This window comes from Nocardioides sp. Root190 (genome assembly GCF_001428565.1).
Lineage (GTDB): Bacteria > Actinomycetota > Actinomycetes > Propionibacteriales > Nocardioidaceae > Nocardioides.
On record NZ_LMIA01000014.1, the window covers coordinates 56,898 to 73,456 of the forward strand.

The 16,559-nt window shown below is 70.5% G+C and carries 18 protein-coding genes; 8 read left to right on the top strand and 10 right to left on the bottom strand.

Annotation, left to right across the window (positions count from 1 at the left end):
- The first annotated feature begins 140 nt into the window (after positions 1 to 140).
- Positions 141 to 1,451, top strand: a complete 1,311-nt coding sequence (locus tag ASE01_RS23015; RefSeq protein WP_056758450.1) for an HNH endonuclease signature motif containing protein — start codon at positions 141 to 143, stop codon at positions 1,449 to 1,451.
- A gap of 10 nt (positions 1,452 to 1,461) precedes the next feature.
- Here ASE01_RS23015 and ASE01_RS23020 read toward each other — a convergent pair whose 3' ends face one another.
- The 6 genes from ASE01_RS23020 to ASE01_RS23040 form a co-directional block, all read right to left on the bottom strand.
- Entirely contained in the window at positions 1,462 to 2,862 is a 1,401-nt protein-coding gene (locus ASE01_RS23020) for a serine/threonine-protein kinase (protein WP_056758452.1), read from the bottom strand.
- A 28-nt stretch (positions 2,863 to 2,890) separates the two neighbouring features.
- Positions 2,891 to 3,022 (bottom strand): hypothetical protein, encoded by a 132-nt coding sequence (locus tag ASE01_RS25465; protein ID WP_268789705.1) that lies wholly within the window; start codon positions 3,020 to 3,022, stop codon positions 2,891 to 2,893.
- Positions 3,023 to 3,030: 8 nt separating this feature from the next.
- Positions 3,031 to 3,237 carry a DUF6458 family protein gene (locus tag ASE01_RS23025; protein WP_056758457.1) on the bottom strand — a complete coding sequence of 69 codons (207 nt, stop codon included), beginning with the start codon at positions 3,235 to 3,237 and terminating at the stop codon, positions 3,031 to 3,033.
- A gap of 139 nt (positions 3,238 to 3,376) precedes the next feature.
- Positions 3,377 to 3,586, bottom strand: a complete 210-nt coding sequence (locus ASE01_RS23030) for a hypothetical protein (RefSeq protein ID WP_056758459.1) — start codon at positions 3,584 to 3,586, stop codon at positions 3,377 to 3,379.
- Positions 3,587 to 3,738: 152 nt separating this feature from the next.
- Entirely contained in the window at positions 3,739 to 5,211 is a 1,473-nt protein-coding gene (gene cls / locus ASE01_RS23035; protein ID WP_056758462.1) for a cardiolipin synthase, read from the bottom strand.
- Positions 5,212 to 5,320: 109 nt separating this feature from the next.
- The gene (locus ASE01_RS23040; protein ID WP_056758465.1) at positions 5,321 to 6,220 is read right to left on the bottom strand and encodes a DICT sensory domain-containing protein; all 900 of its coding nucleotides are present in this window, start codon (positions 6,218 to 6,220) and stop codon (positions 5,321 to 5,323) included.
- A gap of 90 nt (positions 6,221 to 6,310) precedes the next feature.
- Here ASE01_RS23040 and ASE01_RS23045 point away from each other — a divergent pair, with 90 nt between their 5' ends.
- The gene (locus ASE01_RS23045; protein ID WP_056758468.1) at positions 6,311 to 6,586 is read left to right on the top strand and encodes a sigma factor; all 276 of its coding nucleotides are present in this window, start codon (positions 6,311 to 6,313) and stop codon (positions 6,584 to 6,586) included.
- Positions 6,587 to 6,608: 22 nt separating this feature from the next.
- Here ASE01_RS23045 and ASE01_RS23050 read toward each other — a convergent pair whose 3' ends face one another.
- Genes ASE01_RS23050 through ASE01_RS23065 form a run of 4 tightly spaced genes read right to left on the bottom strand, consistent with a single transcriptional unit; the run spans position 6,609 to position 9,955 of the window.
- Entirely contained in the window at positions 6,609 to 7,262 is a 654-nt protein-coding gene (locus ASE01_RS23050) for an alpha/beta hydrolase (protein ID WP_235536180.1), read from the bottom strand.
- Positions 7,263 to 7,302: 40 nt separating this feature from the next.
- On the bottom strand, positions 7,303 to 8,649 hold the full coding sequence (locus ASE01_RS23055) for a cryptochrome/photolyase family protein (protein WP_056758471.1): 1,347 nt from the start codon (positions 8,647 to 8,649) through the stop codon (positions 7,303 to 7,305).
- A gap of 31 nt (positions 8,650 to 8,680) precedes the next feature.
- The gene (locus ASE01_RS23060; RefSeq protein WP_056758474.1) at positions 8,681 to 9,439 is read right to left on the bottom strand and encodes an SDR family oxidoreductase; all 759 of its coding nucleotides are present in this window, start codon (positions 9,437 to 9,439) and stop codon (positions 8,681 to 8,683) included.
- A gap of 42 nt (positions 9,440 to 9,481) precedes the next feature.
- The gene (locus tag ASE01_RS23065) at positions 9,482 to 9,955 is read right to left on the bottom strand and encodes a hypothetical protein (protein WP_200958991.1); all 474 of its coding nucleotides are present in this window, start codon (positions 9,953 to 9,955) and stop codon (positions 9,482 to 9,484) included.
- Between the two features lie 218 nt (positions 9,956 to 10,173).
- Between ASE01_RS23065 and ASE01_RS23070 the strand changes: the two genes are divergently transcribed.
- Genes ASE01_RS23070 through ASE01_RS23095 form a run of 6 tightly spaced genes read left to right on the top strand, consistent with a single transcriptional unit; the run spans position 10,174 to position 16,506 of the window.
- Positions 10,174 to 10,917 carry an MlaE family ABC transporter permease gene (locus ASE01_RS23070; RefSeq protein ID WP_056758861.1) on the top strand — a complete coding sequence of 248 codons (744 nt, stop codon included), beginning with the start codon at positions 10,174 to 10,176 and terminating at the stop codon, positions 10,915 to 10,917.
- A 13-nt stretch (positions 10,918 to 10,930) separates the two neighbouring features.
- Positions 10,931 to 11,794 carry an ABC transporter permease gene (locus tag ASE01_RS23075; RefSeq protein WP_056758477.1) on the top strand — a complete coding sequence of 288 codons (864 nt, stop codon included), beginning with the start codon at positions 10,931 to 10,933 and terminating at the stop codon, positions 11,792 to 11,794.
- 39 nt (positions 11,795 to 11,833) lie between these two features.
- Positions 11,834 to 12,661, top strand: a complete 828-nt coding sequence (locus ASE01_RS23080) for an ABC transporter ATP-binding protein (RefSeq protein WP_056758480.1) — start codon at positions 11,834 to 11,836, stop codon at positions 12,659 to 12,661.
- Entirely contained in the window at positions 12,661 to 13,914 is a 1,254-nt protein-coding gene (locus tag ASE01_RS23085; protein WP_056758483.1) for an MlaD family protein, read from the top strand. The genes ASE01_RS23080 and ASE01_RS23085 overlap by 1 nt, the downstream gene beginning before the upstream one ends.
- The gene (locus ASE01_RS23090) at positions 13,911 to 15,269 is read left to right on the top strand and encodes an MlaD family protein (protein ID WP_056758485.1); all 1,359 of its coding nucleotides are present in this window, start codon (positions 13,911 to 13,913) and stop codon (positions 15,267 to 15,269) included. The genes ASE01_RS23085 and ASE01_RS23090 overlap by 4 nt, the downstream gene beginning before the upstream one ends.
- Position 15,270: 1 nt before the next feature.
- Positions 15,271 to 16,506 (top strand): MlaD family protein, encoded by a 1,236-nt coding sequence (locus ASE01_RS23095; RefSeq protein WP_056758488.1) that lies wholly within the window; start codon positions 15,271 to 15,273, stop codon positions 16,504 to 16,506.
- Positions 16,507 to 16,559 lie beyond the last annotated feature (53 nt).

Here is a 16,559-nt window from a genome sequence, read left to right on the forward strand (position 1 = left end):
ACGCACCGAGAGGTCCCGGGCACCCGAGGTCTCAGTTCGTCAGGACATGACACGCACCGTCCGGGTGTGGAGTCGCTGCACCACCGGTGCCTCCTGGAGGGCGACAACCCTGTTGTCGTGCCTGCCCGAGGAGCCCCCGGATGTCCGTCGCCACCGCCACCCGCACCCACCCGATCCTGGGATGCGTGGACGAGGTACGCGCGGCACTCGCTGCGGTGGGCGAGGTCCAGCCGGTCTTCATGGACACCGCAGACAAGCAGACCGCCCTGGTTGAGCTCGCCCAGGCCGAGGCCCAGCTCACCGAGCTACGGCTCCGGGTCCTCGCAGCAGCAGACGACATCGGCCAGGAGTCCGGTGCCCGCGACCGGTCCGCGTGGGTGTCCCACGCCACCCGGACCGACCCCGCCACCGCCCGCGCCGACACCACCCTCGCTCAGCACCTCGACCACCGACCCCAGCTGGCCGCAGCGATGCGTCGAGGACACCTCACCGCTGCACAGGCCCGGGTCATCGCGAACGCCCTGGACGACCTGCCCACCCACCTGCCCGCCCAGGTCGCCCTCGATGCCGAGGCCACCCTGGTCACGTTCGCCGCCGACTTCCGCCCCCTCGAGCTGCGACGCCTGGCCCGACGACTGCTGGACGTCGTCGCCCCCGAGATCGCCGAAGCCGAAGAGGCCCGACGACTCGAGGAAGAAGAACGCCGCGCGTACGCAACAGCGTCCCTGAAGTTCCACGACCAACCCGACGGACTCACCCGGATCCGGGGACTCCTGCCCACCACCGTCACCGAACGACTCAAGCGCTACCTGCAGGCCCACACCTCACCACGCAAGCAGGGCCACTCGGGCCAGGACAACGGCACCACTGGCGAGAAGAGGGTGCCGCAGCACCGCGCCTACGCCCGCGCCCTGGCCGCACTCCTCGAACACCTCGACCCCGACCAGCTCCCCGAACACGGCGGGGAACCCACCACCGTCATCGTCACCATGACCCTCGACCAGCTCCGCACCGACCTCGCGACCGCCGACATGATCACCGGCGAGGACGCCCACACCATCAGCGCCAGCCACGCCCGACGACTCGCCTGCACCGCCCAGATCATCCCCGCCGTCCTCGGCACCGACAGCCAACCCCTCGACATCGGCCGCACCGCCCGCCTCCACCGCCCCCACCAACGACGAGCAATCCGGCTACGCGACCGCCGATGTCGCGGCGAGGGCTGCACCATCCCCGCCGCCTGGTGCGAGATCCACCACAAGGTCCCCTGGAGCCAAGGCGGGCCAACAAGCGTCGAGGACGGCGTCTGCTTCTGCTCCCATCACCACCACCTCATCCACGACACCACCTACGACCACACCTGGCTCCCCAACGGCGACGTCCGCTTCCACCGACGACAACGTCGCTCGGTGGAGGTCCGAGCGCTGCACCTCGAGCTCATCGGCTTCTGAGCGACGGAGCTCAGGCGACCGAGCGGACCTGCTCGACTGCAGCGCTGATCCGCGCCACGGCGTCGGCTGACGCCTCGCCCTTCTCGACGCCGTCACCGAGCTTCTTCTCGAGGTCGTCGAGCGCCTTGTCGATGCCCTTGCCGGGCTTGTCCTCCTCGACCGCCTTGTCCAGGTCCTCCAGCCTCTTGGTGAGGTCCTCGGCGAGCTTGCCGTCCAGGTCGCCGGAGGCCACGGAGTCGTCGATGGCGGAACGGAGCTCGGCGATCGCCGTCGTGAGGTCGTCCTGTCCTTCCGGCTCGGCGTCGTCCGAGGGGGTCGACGCAGGGGGAGTCGCCGCCGGAGGAGAGTTCGTCGGTGTCTCGCTCGCCTCGGTCGTCGGCGACTGCGGGGCGCTCGTCGAGTCGGAGGCAGCGTCGACCGGGTCGTCGCCGTCGTCACCCTGCAGGAGGACGACCACGAGCAGGACGAGAGCCAGGAGCACCGCGGCCGCGACGGCGATGGCCGCGAGGGGCACCCGGGAGCGCGGGGGAGCAGAAGGCGGGGGATCGGGTCGCGGGGCAGCGGGCGGTGGGACGACCGGCATCACCCTGGTGCCCGCGGTGACTGCTCGGTTCGCGAGGAGCGCGGCGACGCCGAGCTGCCGTCGGGCGGGGTCCTTGGCCAGCAGGTCGTCGACCAGGTCGTCCAGCCAGACGGGTACGTCGGGCCGGCGGTCCCGCACGCGCGGGGGCGCCTCGTCGATGTGCTGGCGCAGGACGGCGAGCGGGTGCTCCCCGGCAAACGGAGGCTCGCCGGTCAGCAGCGTCATCAGCGTGCACCCGAGCGCGTAGTGGTCGCTGGCCGGTGTGGCCGGCCCGCCGCTTGCCTGCTCCGGTGAGAGGTAGCCGGCACTGCCGACGACCGTGCCGCTCGCCGTCACCTGGGTGCCGGTCGACTCGGCCAGGCGGGCGATCCCGAAGTCGACCACCTTCACCTGGCCGTGCTGGTCCAGGACCAGGTTGCCGGGCTTGATGTCGCGGTGGACGAGGCCGGCGCGGTGCACCGCCTCGAGCCCGGAAGCGGCCTGTGCGACGAGCTCGACCACCCGCTCGTGGTCGAGCAGGCCCTCGCTGCGCAGGAGTGCAGCCAGCGTGGGTCCGGGCAGCAGCTCCATGACCAAGTAGGCGTGGGAGTCCTCGACGTCGGCGTCGTGGACGCCGACCACGTGGGGATGGCTCAGGGCTGCGGCCGCGCGGGTCTCCTGCCGGAACCTGCGGACGACGGTGTCGTCCGCGGCCGGGACGTCCACGACCTTGACGGCGACGGCCCGCCCCAGGACCCGGTCCCGGGCCTGCCACACCTCGCCGCTGCCGCCGCGACCGATCGCTCGCTCCAGCTCGTAGCGCCCTCCGAGGACGTCGTGAGGGCTCATGGCACCATCCTGCCCGTGAAGGCAGTGGTCACAGCGCCAAGGTCACGACCACGGCCAGCACGATCATGATGCCGAGAACCAACCAGAGGCCTTCGGCCTCTGCGGCGAGATCGAGGCGCGGACGTCGTCGAGCGTGACGTCCGGTGGGCAGGGTGCTCATGTCGAGGCTCAACGAATGGGGCTGTCGTCACGCACCACGCGGTCGCGGCGCCACGGCGGGGCGATGACGAGGGACAGCACGATCGCGAGCACGCCGGCCACGATCAGGATCATGCCCAGCCTGTCGTCGTTGATGAACTCGAGGTCGACGGTGATGACGTCCAGGGCCAGGATGAGGCCGAGGACGAGGAGCACGATGCCAAGTCCGATGTACATGGGCTGTTGGTGCCCGCAAAAGCGCTGGGCATACCGATCCGGTGCCCCTCGGAAACGATGGTCGCCGAGGCAGACCGACGCCGCGACGGTGCCACGCCGCCCCACTCGACGCGTGGTGCGCCGCCGCGACTGCTCGGGGTCAGCGGCTGCCGAAGCAGACCAGGCAGGAGGCCGGGTCGTGCTGGATGTTGCTGTCGTGCAGGCGGTCGGCTCGGGTCAGCAGGTCGTCGAGGGCGCGCTCCGATGCAGCGATCTCGAGGACGGCTGCCTCCAGCTCCGGCGTCAGACGCGGGCCGGCCTGACGCTCCCTGGGAGACTCCTCGACCGTGGTGTAGGCAAGTGCGCTCATGGGGTCCTCCACTCATGTCCGAGATGACGATGTGCTTCGAGCATCGGGGGTCGCAGTGGGCGGGAGCAATGGCCGTGGGGCAGGTCTGGGCGTTGGATTCCCGGGGGTGGTTCTTTGTGACCACGACCTCGGGACGAGGGTCTCTGGTGCGGCTACTGGAGGGCAGCGGTCAGCCGCATGACGTTGTCGACGTACTTCGTGCGCGCCGGGCGCTTCTCCCACTCGGGGAGGGTGAGCTCCCGTGAGATCGAGCGGTAGCCGTCCTCGACCTCGCGCAACCGGGTGACCAGGTGCGGGTCCGGGAGCATCAAGGAGATCTCGTAGTTCAGGCCGAAGGAACGCATGTCCATGTTGCTCGAACCGATGACGGCGACGTCGTCGTCGATGGTGAAGTGCTTGGCGTGCAGGACGTACGGCGCGGGGTACTGGAAGATGCGCACGCCGGCCTCCAGCAGGGCGCGGTAGTAGGACGCCTGCGCGTGCCCGACCATGAACTGGTCGGACACCTCGCTCACGAACAGCTCGACGTCGAGGCCACGCTCGGCGGCCGTCGTGACGGCGTACAACAGCGACTCGTCGGGCACGAAGTACGGCGAGGTCAGCGAGATCCGCCTGGTGGCGGCGTAGATCAGCGTGGTGAACATCCGCAGGTTGTTCTCCGCGACGACGCCCGGCCCGCTCGGCACGACCTGGCACGGCACGTCCAGGAGCTCGTCGGGACGGATGTCGGGTTCGCCGAAGACGGGCACCAGCTCGACGACCTCGCCGGTCTCGACGTACCAGTCGGAGGCGAAGACCGCGTTGAGCCCGCCGACGACCGGGCCCTCCAGACGCACCATCAGCTCGACCCACTCCCGCCCGAGCCGGTGGTTCTTCGGCTTGTTGTAGCCGGGCTCGGTGAGGTTGAGCGAGCCGGTGAAGCCGACGCTGCCGTCCACGACGAGGATCTTGCGGTGGTTGCGCAGGTCGGGGCGGCGGAACCGGCCCTTGAGCGGCTTGATGGGCAGCATCGGGTGCCACTCGATGTCGGTGTCGCGCAGCTTCCTGAGCATCGCGCGGTAGCTCGGCAGGCCGCGGGAGCCCAGGTGGTCGAACAGGAGGCGTACGTCGACGCCCCGCTTCGTCGCGCGCACCAGCGCCTGGAAGAGCGGGTCGGTGACCTCGTCCCAGGCGGTGATGTAGAACTCGACGTGCACGTGGCTGCGTGCCCGCTCGACCTCGCGGGCCATCTCCTCGATGACGCCGGCGTAGTCGGGCCACAGCTGAACCTCGTTGCCTCCGGTCAGGGGAAGTGCGCCGAGGTGCTGGTTGAGGCCCGCGACGCGGGCGATGTGGGGCGGCAGTCGCGAGGTGTCGAAGGACAACGGCAGCTTGTCGGCGCGTTCCCGGATCGCTGCGGAGGCGCTGCGCTGGCGGGCGATGCGCCGGTTGCCCAGTCGGGTGCGGCCGAAGAGCAGGAAGATCGAGAAGCCGACGATCGGCTCGACCATGATGAGCAGCAGCCAGGCCATGCCCGTCGACGGCTTCCGGTTGCCCGGGATGATCCCGAGCGCGATCAGGCGCAGCACCATGTCGAGCCCGAAGATGATCCAACCGAGGGTGGACGTCGGAACGGGCCAGTTCATGGGTGAACACTAGGGGCGGGGACTGCCGGCGCCGCGGAGCCTCCGCCCGCGTCCGATGCTCAGGTGGGCTCAGGTGGGCTCAGGTGGGCTCAGGTGGGCTCAGGTGGGCTCAGGTGGGCTCAGGTGGGCTCAGGTGGGCTGAGTGGGCCATCCGGTCGACGTACGCGACGACGCGGCTGTAGAGCGCGGTGCCGTCGGGCGAGCCCGCCGACCGTGGGGCGGGCGCCTCGGCGAGGTCCTGGATCAGGGCGCCGGCGGACACGACGCCGGCTGCTCCGGCCACGCCGGCAGCGACGCGGGCGGCGTCGCGCACGACGACCGGGTCGAGGGTCCACGCGGCCTCGAAGACGCGATCGAGATCGGGGACCCGGTGCTGGCCGGGGAGCTCCCAGGCGGTCAGGCACGCGGTGCTGTCGACGGCGTCGCAGACCACCGCCCACTCGCGTCGCATCGGGGCGTCCTCCGCGAGGGTGGCGCGCAGCGGGCCGCGGTCGTCCGTGGAGTCGCCCCAGTCGGCGGCGAGGACGATCGTGCTGCGGGCGACGCGGTCCAGCTCGCGCCAGCGGGCTGCGGCGGGACGGTAGAACTCGGCGCGCTGGAAGGCGCCGAAGAGCACGGGGCGCTCGGCGAGCGCGCAGCACTCGTCCTCGATCGCCCACGAGAGGGCGAGCAGGGTCGACTTGCGCAGGCGGTGCGAGGGCAGCGAGGGGTGGCGTCGCCGCAGCTCGGCGTACACCGACGGGCTGGCGGGGGCGCCGGTCGCGGAGACCTCGGCGATGGCGGCCTCGAGGCGGATCCCCGCGTCGCGGCGGCGGATCACCTGGCGCACCAGCCCGATGTCGGCCGTGGTGTAGCGGCGGTGGCCGCTCGTGAGTCGCTGGGGGACCGGGAACCCGTGGCGGGTCTCCCACATGCGCAGCACCGCGGGACTCACGCCGGCCTCCCGGGCCAGGTCCCCGATGCTCAGGCCGGCGGGGTCGTCCTGCGCTGGGGTGTCGGGGTGGTCCATGTCTGCCATCATAAATCTAAACAGTCAGTTCACGTAGTGTGTTTAACTATTGTCCGATCAGTCGATCCGACATCGCAGGAGCCGAGACCGATGAGCACGACAGCCGATCCGGAGACGCTGCTGGGCCGCGCTGCCCGGGGCGACCGGGACGCGTTCGCCTCGTTCTACGACCAGACCTCGCACCACGTCTACCGGTTCGCGCTCCTGACAGCCGGGGCGCCGGAGCCTGCCGAACAGGTGTGCCGCACGACGTACCTCCGTGCGTGGCATCGCGCCGGACAGTACGACGCGCGCTCGGCCTCGCCGATCGCCTGGCTCATCTCGCTGGCCCGCGACGCCGGCCCGGAGCACACCACCGCGGCCTGAGCCGGTCCCGTGGGCCGGTGGCTCACACGCCGACGAGGATCTCCCGGACACTCGCCACGGCGACGGCGTTCCACAGCGGGACGCGCCGCAGGAGGTAGTGCCCCACCCGGCCCATGTCGGTGAAGTCGGCATCCGCGATGGCGCTCGCGCGCTCCACGTAGGCGCGGGTCGCGCGGGCGGAGGTGATCTTGTCCGAACGGCCGTGGGCGGCGCGCAGGAACTTGCCGGCGAGGGGGTCGATCGGCTCGTCCTTCGGCAGCCACGGTGCGAGGGCGACCACGCCGCGGACCGCCGGGTCGTCGGCGACGGCGACACCGGTGCGCGCTCCCATCGAGTGACCGACGATGACCACCGGCAGGTCGTGGCGGGAGCGGAGTTCCTCGAGTGCCCAGCGGGCGTCCGGCACGGGCGAGGGCAGGCCGCCCGGCCCGGCGTTCCAGCCCTTCAGCTTGTAGCGCAGGAGGACCACGCCGATCCCGTCGGCGACCAGGATCGGCGAGATCTGCCGGGCCAGGCCGCGGCCTCGACGCCAGGACAGGCTGCGGCCGCCCACTGGCTCCTCGTTGGTCTCGGCGCCCCCGTGGAGCACGAGCGCGATCGCACGGGGTCGGGCAGGCAGGTACGCGTCCGTGAACGCAGGCACGGTGCCGGGCAGGGGTGTCGTCACGTCAACCATCACTCTTCCTTCGTCAGCGACCGGCCGGGCGGATTGGTCCTCATCCGTGGCGACGCAGCAACTGGTACGCCTCGAGCGCCTCGGCCCGGGCCTCGGCGTGGTCGACGATCGGGTCGGGGTAGCCCTCGGGCGGTCCGGAGCGCCACGGCTGGTGCACGTCCTTGCCCCTCTGGCCGGCGAGCTCCGGCACCCAGCGCCGGATGTACTCGCCGTCGGGATCGAACTTCTCGCCCTGGGTGATCGGGTTGAAGATCCGGAAGTACGGCGCCGCGTCCGTGCCGCAACCGGCGACCCACTGCCAGTTGTGCTGGTTGCTGGCGAGGTCGCCGTCGACGAGCTGCTCCATGAAGTGGGCCGCCCCGTGCTGCCACTCGACCTGGAGGTGCTTGACCAGGAAGGACGCCACGATCATCCGGACCCGGTTGTGCATCCAGCCTTCGCCGAGCAGCTGGCGCATCCCGGCGTCGACCATCGGATAGCCGGTCCGGCCGGCCTTCCACGCCGCGAGCCGGGTGTCCAGCTCCTTGCCCTGGACGTAGGGGAGCCCCTTGAGCTCGGGGCGGAAGTAGTCGCGCGCGCTGTCCGGCCAGTGGTGCAGCACCTGCGCGTAGAACTCGCGCCAGGCGAGCTCGCGCCGGTAGGTCTCCTGGTGCGGGTTGCGGGCGTCGATGTCGGCCAGCAGCGTGCGGGGGTGGATGGCACCCCAGCGCAGGTACGTCGACAGGCGGGAGGTCTCGTCGAGGTCGGGGCGGTCGCGGATGTCCTCGTAGTCGGTGCCGTGGAACTCCCGCCAGCGCGCCAGTGCGGCGGCCTCGCCGGCCTCGGGCAGCTCGACCTCGCCCAGGTCCGGCTCGTCCGGCAGGTCCTCGGACGGGGCGCCGACCCACTCGACGTCAGCGGGGTCGGACTCGGCGGGCGCCCGCCAGCCGTGCCCCGCCCAGGCCTTGTAGAACGGGGTGAAGACCTTGTACGGGCTGCCGCTCCCGGTCGCGACCCGACCCGGCGCGACGGCGTACGGCGACCCGGTTGCCACCAGCGGCACGTCCCCGAGGGCCCGGGCCACCGCCTCGTCGCGCTGGGCGCCGTACGGCCCGAAGTCCGCGCTGATGTGCACTGCACCGGCCGAGATCTCGCGCGCCAGCTCGGGAAGGACGTCCTCGGGCCGGCCGTGGCGCACGACCAGGCCCGGGCCGTGCTGGCGCAGGTCCTGGTCCAGGGCACGCAAGGACTGGACCAGGAACGCGATCCGCGCAGGTCCGGACGGTCCCAGCAGCGAGTCGTCGAGGACGAAGAGGGGGAGCACCGGTCCGGCATCCGCCGCTGCGAGGAGGGCGGGATGGTCGCCGAGCCGGAGATCGCGCCGGAACCAGAGGATGCTCGGGGTCACCGGCCCATCGTGGCACGGCGGACAACGGGCCTCAGATCAGGCTGGACGTCAGGCCGCCGTCGAGGGTGAGTGCCGTCCCCGTCATCCAGGTCTGCGCGGGATCCGAGAGGAAGCCGACCACCCGCGCGACGTCGTCCGGCGAGCCGAAGCGCCCCTGCTTGGTCTCGATGACCTGTCCGAAGGCGCCGGCCTCCATGCCGAGGTACCGCTCGAACTCGGGCGCCGCCTCGGTGACCAGGTCGGTGCCGATGAACCCGGGCAGCACGGCGTTGACCCGCACCCCGTGCGGGCGCAGCTCCATCGCGGCGGTCTTGGTCAGGTTGATGACCGCTGCCTTGGCAGCGGCGTAGGAGGCGATGAGGGGCGTGCCCGTCGTACCGCTGACCGAGGCGATGGACACGATCGAGCCGCCGCCGGAGGCGATGATCGCCGGTGCTGCCCAGCGCAGGGACAGGAAGACCCCGTCCAGGTTGACCGAGGTGACCTGCCTCCAGGCCGCGAGATCGGTCTCGAGGATCGGCGCCACGACACCGATGCCGGCGTTCGGCACCATCAGGTCGAGGTGGCCGTGGTGCGCGACGGTGTCGGCCACCAGTGCCTTGACCTGGTCCTCGTCGCGCACGTCGCAGGGGATGGCGATCGCGTCGTCGAGCTCCTTGGCCGAGATCTCGGCGGCAGCGGCGTCGATGTCGGAGATCACCACGCGGTAGCCGCGAACGGACAGCTCATGGGCGATGCTGAGGCCGATGCCCTTGGCGGAGCCGGTGACGATGGCGACGGGTGAGGACATGGGCGTCACTCCTGTGCTGGTGGGATGTGGTCCCACGGCACGCTAGGCACCGACGCGGCGGACCGGACCGGTCCTGCGCACCAGAGTCCTGCGGGGCCTTTGGCTGCTCACGACAACACGGCGTGATGCGACCGCTCCGGTGATCGCGCCGACGATCACCGCGGTGAGCGCGGTCTGCGCGATCTGCTGGAGGTCGCGGCCCTGCTCGAAGGGCAGGAGCAGGGGGAGGACGAGCGCGTAGGACAGCAGCGCGGCGAAGATCCCGTGCAGGGCGGGGATGCCGGCCCGCTGACTACGTCGTGCCGCGATCGCGAAGGCGACGATCGCGACCAGCGCCAGCCAGATCCCCGCAGTCAGGGTCGAGACCAGGGTCAGCATCGGTGCGAGGAAGCCACCGATGAGCAGGATGCTGAACCCCGTCGACGCGCCACGGACGGCGTTCGGGACGTCGATCCGGCCCACCGGCACAGGGACTGGCGCGGGCGCGGGCGCGTTCTTTCGTGAGGTCTGCGGCATGACGTCGACGCTAGGTCAGCGCCCTCGCCCTGGCGTTGCTAACCGCTGACAAAACCGTGAGTGGGATTTGTGACCTGGGACTATGTCCCGGGTCACACGTCGCTGAAAGGTTGTGCAGGACTTCAACCGAGGCAGGCGGTGAACCATTCATGGGGAATGCGACACGCAAGGCTCCGGCTCCAGGAACTCTTGCAGCCGGCGTGGCCGAGCTGGGCGAGATGACCAAGCTCGGGGGCTCCGTGATCTGGATGGCCGTACGCGGACCGTTCGACTACTGGCACGACACCGTCGACCAGATGTTCCAGATCCTCAAGCAGTGCTGGATCCCGATGGCCGTGTCCTGCACGTTCTTCGGACTCGGCGCACCGGGACTGCAGGGCGGCAACATCTACGCGCTGTTCGGCATGCCGGAGCGGCTCGGCTCCTTCTTCATCATGGCCAGCATCCGTGAGTTCGCCCCCTGGGTGAACGCGATGGTGGTCGCCGGGGTCGTCGGCTCGGCCATCACCGCCGACCTCGGCGCCCGACGGATCCGCGACGAGATCGACGCGATGGAGGTCCTCGGCGTCGACCCGATCCGGGCGCTGGCCCTGCCGCGCATCGTCGCGGTCACCATCATCACCGGGCTGATGGACATCATCGCCCTCTGCTTCGGCCTGCTCGGCGGCTTCATCGCGGCGGTGCCGATCCTGGGCGCGAACCCGTGGGCGTTCTACAACAGCCTGTTCGCCAACCTCACCACACCGGACATCTGGGGGAGCGTCGTGAAGACGACGCTCTTCGGCCTGATCATCGGCGTCGTGTGCTGCTACAAGGGCATGTACGCCAAGGGCGGCGCGATCGGCGTGGGCCGCGCGGTGAACCAGGCGGTCGTCATCGCCTTCGCCCTGATCTGGATCGTCAACGTCGTCTTCACCAACATCCTGCTCGGGCTCAACCCCGAGATGCAGGTCTTCAAGTAGTGGGGGCGCAACGATGACAACGACTCCCGAGAAGCCGGCCGCCGAGCGGCCGAGCGCACCGACGCCCAAGGACAGCGAGCTCTCGCTGTCCAGCGCGGCCGGGTCGGTCCGGGCCGCGCTGACGACGGGCGGTGAGATCCTCCGCTTCTCCTGGGAGGTGACCCGCAGCCTCCCCGAGGTGCGGATCCACTGGACCGAGGTGGTCCGCCAGGCGGCGATCCTCGTCCTGTCCAGCGCGCTGATCATCTGGGCGATGCAGTTCGTCGTCGGGACGGTGTGCGGGACCGAGGCGATCTACACGCTCAAGCAGGTCGGTGCGCCGATCTACTCCGGCATCTTCAACGCCTGGTGCGCGGTCCGCGAGCTGGTTCCCTACATGTGGGGCTACATCCTCGCGGCCAAGATCGGCTGCGGTCTGGTCGCCGAGATCGGGTCGATGCGGATCGCCGAGGAGGTGGACGCCCTCGAGGTGATGGGCGTCGACTCCCGCAGCTACCTGGTCGGCACCCGCGTCGTCGCGGCCTGGCTGGCGATGCCGTTCCTGTACGCCGTCAGCCTCGCGATGATGTCGCTCGGGGAGATCCTGGTGACGGTCTACTACGTCGGTGGGGTGTCGCCTGGTGGGCACATGTACATCTTCTGGCTCTACCAGAACCCACTCGACTTCCTCTACTCGATGATCAAGGGCATGACGATGGGCACGGCCATCGTGTTCGTCGCCTGCTACTACGGCTACACCGTTCGTGGGGGATCAGTCGAGGTCGGCAAGAACACCGCCAGATCCATGGTCCTGAACATGGTCCTGATCCACATGATCGGGGCTCTCGGAACCCAGCTCTTCTGGGGCCTCTCGCCGAATGCGCCCATCGGCAACTAGCGCACGCTCCCGTCCGCACCTCACGCAGAGGAACTCCACATGACCACTCTTGCTCCCCTCCCCGACGCCGCTGCACCGTTCGGCTCCGCCACTCCTGCCGGGACCTCCGGCAACCAGCACTCGATGGAGGTCCGCAACGTCCACAAGAGCTTCGGACCGTACGACATCCTGACCGGCCTGAACCTGAACTTCGTCGACGACGCGATCACCACGATCCTGGGCCCGTCCGGCACGGGGAAGAGCGTCCTGATCAAGCACCTCGTCGGTCTGCTGGAGCCCGACGAGGGCGAGGTCCTGATCTTCGGCCAGGACATCTGGAACATCAGCAAGCCCGAGCGCTACGAGCTGCGCAAGCGGTTCGGCGTGCTCTTCCAGGACGGCGCCCTGTTCGGGTCGATGAACATCTTCGACAACGTCGCCTTCCCGTTGCGCAAGCACACCGACACCCCGGAGTCCGAGGTCCGCGACATGGTCATGGACCGCCTGCAGGAGGTCGGCCTCGAAGGGGCCGCGGCCAAGCTCCCCAGCGAGGTCTCGGGCGGCATGCGCAAGCGCGCCGGGTTCGCCCGGGCGCTCATCCTCGACCCGGACATCGTCCTGTTCGACGAGCCCGACTCGGGTCTCGACCCGGTGCGCACCAGCCTGCTCAACGACGTCATCCTCGACATGCACGAGCGGCACAAGGGCACCTACATGGTGGTCACCCACGACATCCGCACGGCTCGCAAGGTCAGTGACTACGTCGGCGTGATCTGGAAGGGCAAGGCCGTCCACTACAGCGACGCGGACTCCGCCTTCAACTCCGAGAACCCGTTCGTCCGGCAGTTCCTGGCCGGCGACTCCGCCGGCCCGCTGGGGATGGACTGATGAGCAGGACTCGACCCCGGATCCGACCCGGACTGGCGATCGGCGTGCTCGGCATCGCCCTGGTGGCCGGTGCGGTGGTGACCCTCGACCAGAGCGACGGGTACCGCGTCAGCGCGGTGCTGCCCAACGCCGGCAACCTCTTCATCGGCAGCTCGGTGATGTACGACGGCTACGAGGCCGGCAGCGTGACGGGCATCGAGGTCCGTGACGGCAAGGCCATGGTCGAGCTCTCGCTCGACGACGAGTTCGGCCCGCTCCACGACGGCGCCACCGTCGAGGTGGTCTGGAAGGCGGCACTCGGCGAGCGCCTGGTCCGGATCGTCGACGGCGCGGACAAGAACCCCGAGCTGCCCGAGGGCGCGATGCTCGCGGGCGTCCAGCGGGAGCCCGTCGAGCTCGATTCCGTGCTCTCGGCGCTCGACGCACCGACCCGCAAGCACCTGTCCTCGCTCGTCGGACGGCTGCAGGAGACCCTCGATGGGCGCGAGGCGGACGCCAACGCCAGCCTGCAGGCGGCCGGTCCGGCGCTGGAGGAGCTCGGCGCGGTGCTGCGCGAGGTCGACACCGACGGCGAGGCGATCAAGCAGATCGTCGTCCAGTTCAACGACACGATGAAGATCCTCGGCTCGCGCGGTGAGAGCCTCGAGCAGGTGGTGAGCTCGCTGGCCTCGGCGACGGCCACCATCGCCGCCCAGGAGCGCAGTGTCGGCAGCACGTTGCAGAAGCTGCCGCCGGTCCTGGAGAAGGCCGACGAGACGCTCGCCCGGGTCCCCGGCACCGTCGAGGTGACCCTGCCGCTGCTGGAGGACCTGGCTCCCGCCACTGGAAGCCTGACGTCGGTGTCGCGCAACCTGCGGCCGCTGCTGCAGGACCTGCGTCCCACCGTCGGCGACCTCCGGCCGACCCTGGACCAGCTGTCGACGTTGCTCGGCCTGACGCCCGGCCTCCTCGACGGCAGCACCGCGACCGCCCCGGACGCCGACGACGCGATGACGGGTCTCACCCCGGTGATCGACTTCCTCCGGCCGTACACGCCCGAGCTCGCCGGCTGGGCCACCAACTGGGGCTCGGCAGCCGGCAACCGCGACAACCAGGGCCACTACACCCGGTTCCTGATCCAGGCCGGGCTCGAGAGCGTCATCCCCAACCCGACCGGCACCCCCGGTCCGGGAGTGACCCAGAACCTGACGCCGGACCCCGGTGCCCCGGTGGGGCAGCCGTGGACCGACGCCTACGGAAGCGGAATGCGATGAACGCGATGAGCGACGTCGGTCGCGCGGCCCTGGTGGCCGTGCTGATCGCGGCAGGAGTCGCGGGGGTCGCGACCCAGCTGGGCAGCGACAGGGACGACGAGATGGTCCGCGCCACGTTCCTCTCCGCAGCGCCCCTCGTCGAGGGCAACCAGGTCAAGATCGACGGCGTGGTCGTCGGCTCGGTCAAGAGCCTGACGGTCGAGGACGGTGTGGCCGAGGTGGGCCTCGACCTCGACGAGGAGGCCCGCCCGCTCCACGAGGACGTGAAGCTCACGATCCGGCCGGTCAGCCTGCTGGGGGAGCGGTACGTCGACCTGGACCGCGGCAGCCCCGACGCCCCGCTCCTCGCCGAGGGCACGGTCATCCCGGTCGAGCAGACGGCCACCTCGGTCGGGCTCGACGAGGTGCTCAACACCGTCGACCAGCCGACCGGCGACGGTCTCCGCGCGCTGGTGAGCACGCTCGGCGAGGGCCTGCAGGGCAACGGCGAGAACGTCGACGAGACCCTGAAGCTGCTGTCCCCGAGCCTCAAGGACGTCACCGCGATGGCGTCGGTGCTCGACGAGCACAACGAGCTCCTCGCCCGCCTGATCACCAACTTCGAGCCCGTGGCCAGTGCACTGGCCACCCGCGACGGCGAGGCGATGGACCAGCTGGTCGACTCCTCCGACACGGTGCTGACCGCTGTGCGGGAGCGCCAGGTCAAGCTCGAGCGCACGCTCGCCAAGCTCCCCGGCACGCTGCGGGTGCTGCGCACCACGCTGGGCAACCTGCGTGCCGCCGCGGACGACACGGCGCCGACGCTCAAGGAGCTCCGCCCCCTCACCGATGCCCTGCCCGACCTGGCCGAGGAGCTGCGGGCGTTCTCCGACGTCCTCGACCCGGCCCTGGCCACGTCCGAACCGGTGATGCGCAAGGCGGACGAGCTGCTCAAGGCTGCGGCGCCCGTCGCGAAGGACGTGCGGGAGTCCGGTGGCGGGCTCGCCACCACCACGTCCGGCCTGCAGGAGGTCACCGGTGCCCTCACCCGCAACCGGGACCACCTGTTCGACTACATCCGGTTCTGGGCGCTGACCACCAACGGTCACGACGGCCTGTCGCACTACTTCCGTGCCCACTACGTCGTGGACCCCGACACCGTCCTGGGCCTGCTGCCGGTCACGCCGGGCGACAAGCCGGCGGCCGCCAAGCCGGCGAAGACTCCCGCCGCACCGAAGGATTCGGCGCCGCGCGGTCTTCTCGACGGACTCAACGACGTCCTCGGTGGACTGCTGCAGCCCAAGGGCGCCAGCGCCACCGGACTGAGCGAGAAGCAGGAGCTCAACCTGCTCGGACTGCTTCTCGGAGGGAAGTGACATGACCGACAACGCCCTGTTCTCCTGGCTGCGCAGCCCGCTGGGCATCGGCACCGCAGTGCTCGTGCTCTTCGGTGGAGCGGTGGTCTTCGGCCTCAACTCCACCCACGGCATGCCGCTCGCCGAGCGCCGTGAGGTCCTGGTCGCCTTCGAGGACCTCAGCGGCCTCAACACCGGCGACGACGTGCGCATCGCGGGCAACCGGGTCGGCTACGTCGAGGACCTGCGACTCGAGGACGGCCAGGCCGTCGCCGTGCTCAAGCTCGACGACCCCGACACCGAGCTGTACGAGAACGCGCAGGCCGCGCGGATCTCGGACCGGTCGGGTCTCGGTCAGAAGTTCGTGACCCTGGACCCGGGTGACCCCTCCACCGGCGCCCTCCGCTCCGACGCGATCATCCCGGCCGACCAGACGGTCAAGACCGAGGACATCAACGAGCTGCTCGACACCTTCGACGAGGCGACCCGGGCCGAGGCCGCGACCGCCCTGCAGAACCTCGGCGGCGGCATGATCGGCCACAGCGAGGACCTGCACGCCGTCACCCGTAACGCGCCGGAGATCCTCCGCTCGACCGGCGAGGTGTCCCGGGCGCTGGCCGCCGGCAAGGGAGCGCCCCTCGAGGACCTGCTCCTCTCGGCGGACCGGCTCAGCGGACGCCTGGCGACCCGGGACGAGGAGCTCGCGGCCCTGATCGACGAGATGGCGGTGACGGTCGATGCCTTCGCCGCCGACGACGGCAACCAGGTCCGGGCCTCCCTCGACCAGGCGCCGGACACCCTCGACGCCGCGCACTCGGCACTGACCGGGCTCGACACGCCCCTCGCCGACCTCGCGGTCGCGATGCGCCAGGTCCGCCCGGGCGCCACTGCGCTCGGCCGCTCCACCCCCGACCTGCGCGCCTTCCTCCGGGAGGCGGTGACGCCGCTCGCGAAGATGCCGGACGTCAACAAGGACGCCGAGACCGGCGTCGTGGCGCTGGACCGCCTCGTGGGCGATGCCCGACCGCTGGCCCAGCAGTTGCTCAAGACCGCGAGCAGTGCCGCTCCTCTCGCGAGCGTGCTCGGCGACTACGCCGAGGACATCGCCTACTTCCACACGAACGCTTCCGGCGCCCTCGGGCGTGGCGACAGCGCCGGCCACTGGCTGCGGATCCTGCTGCTGCCCGGCGTGGAGTCGGTGGGCCTGCCCGGCGCCGCCACGCGTGACCCGTACCCGGCCCCCGGAGAGACCTGGTGAGGACGATGTCGAAGAGGTCGAACACGTCGAAGACGTCGAAGACGTCGAGGAGA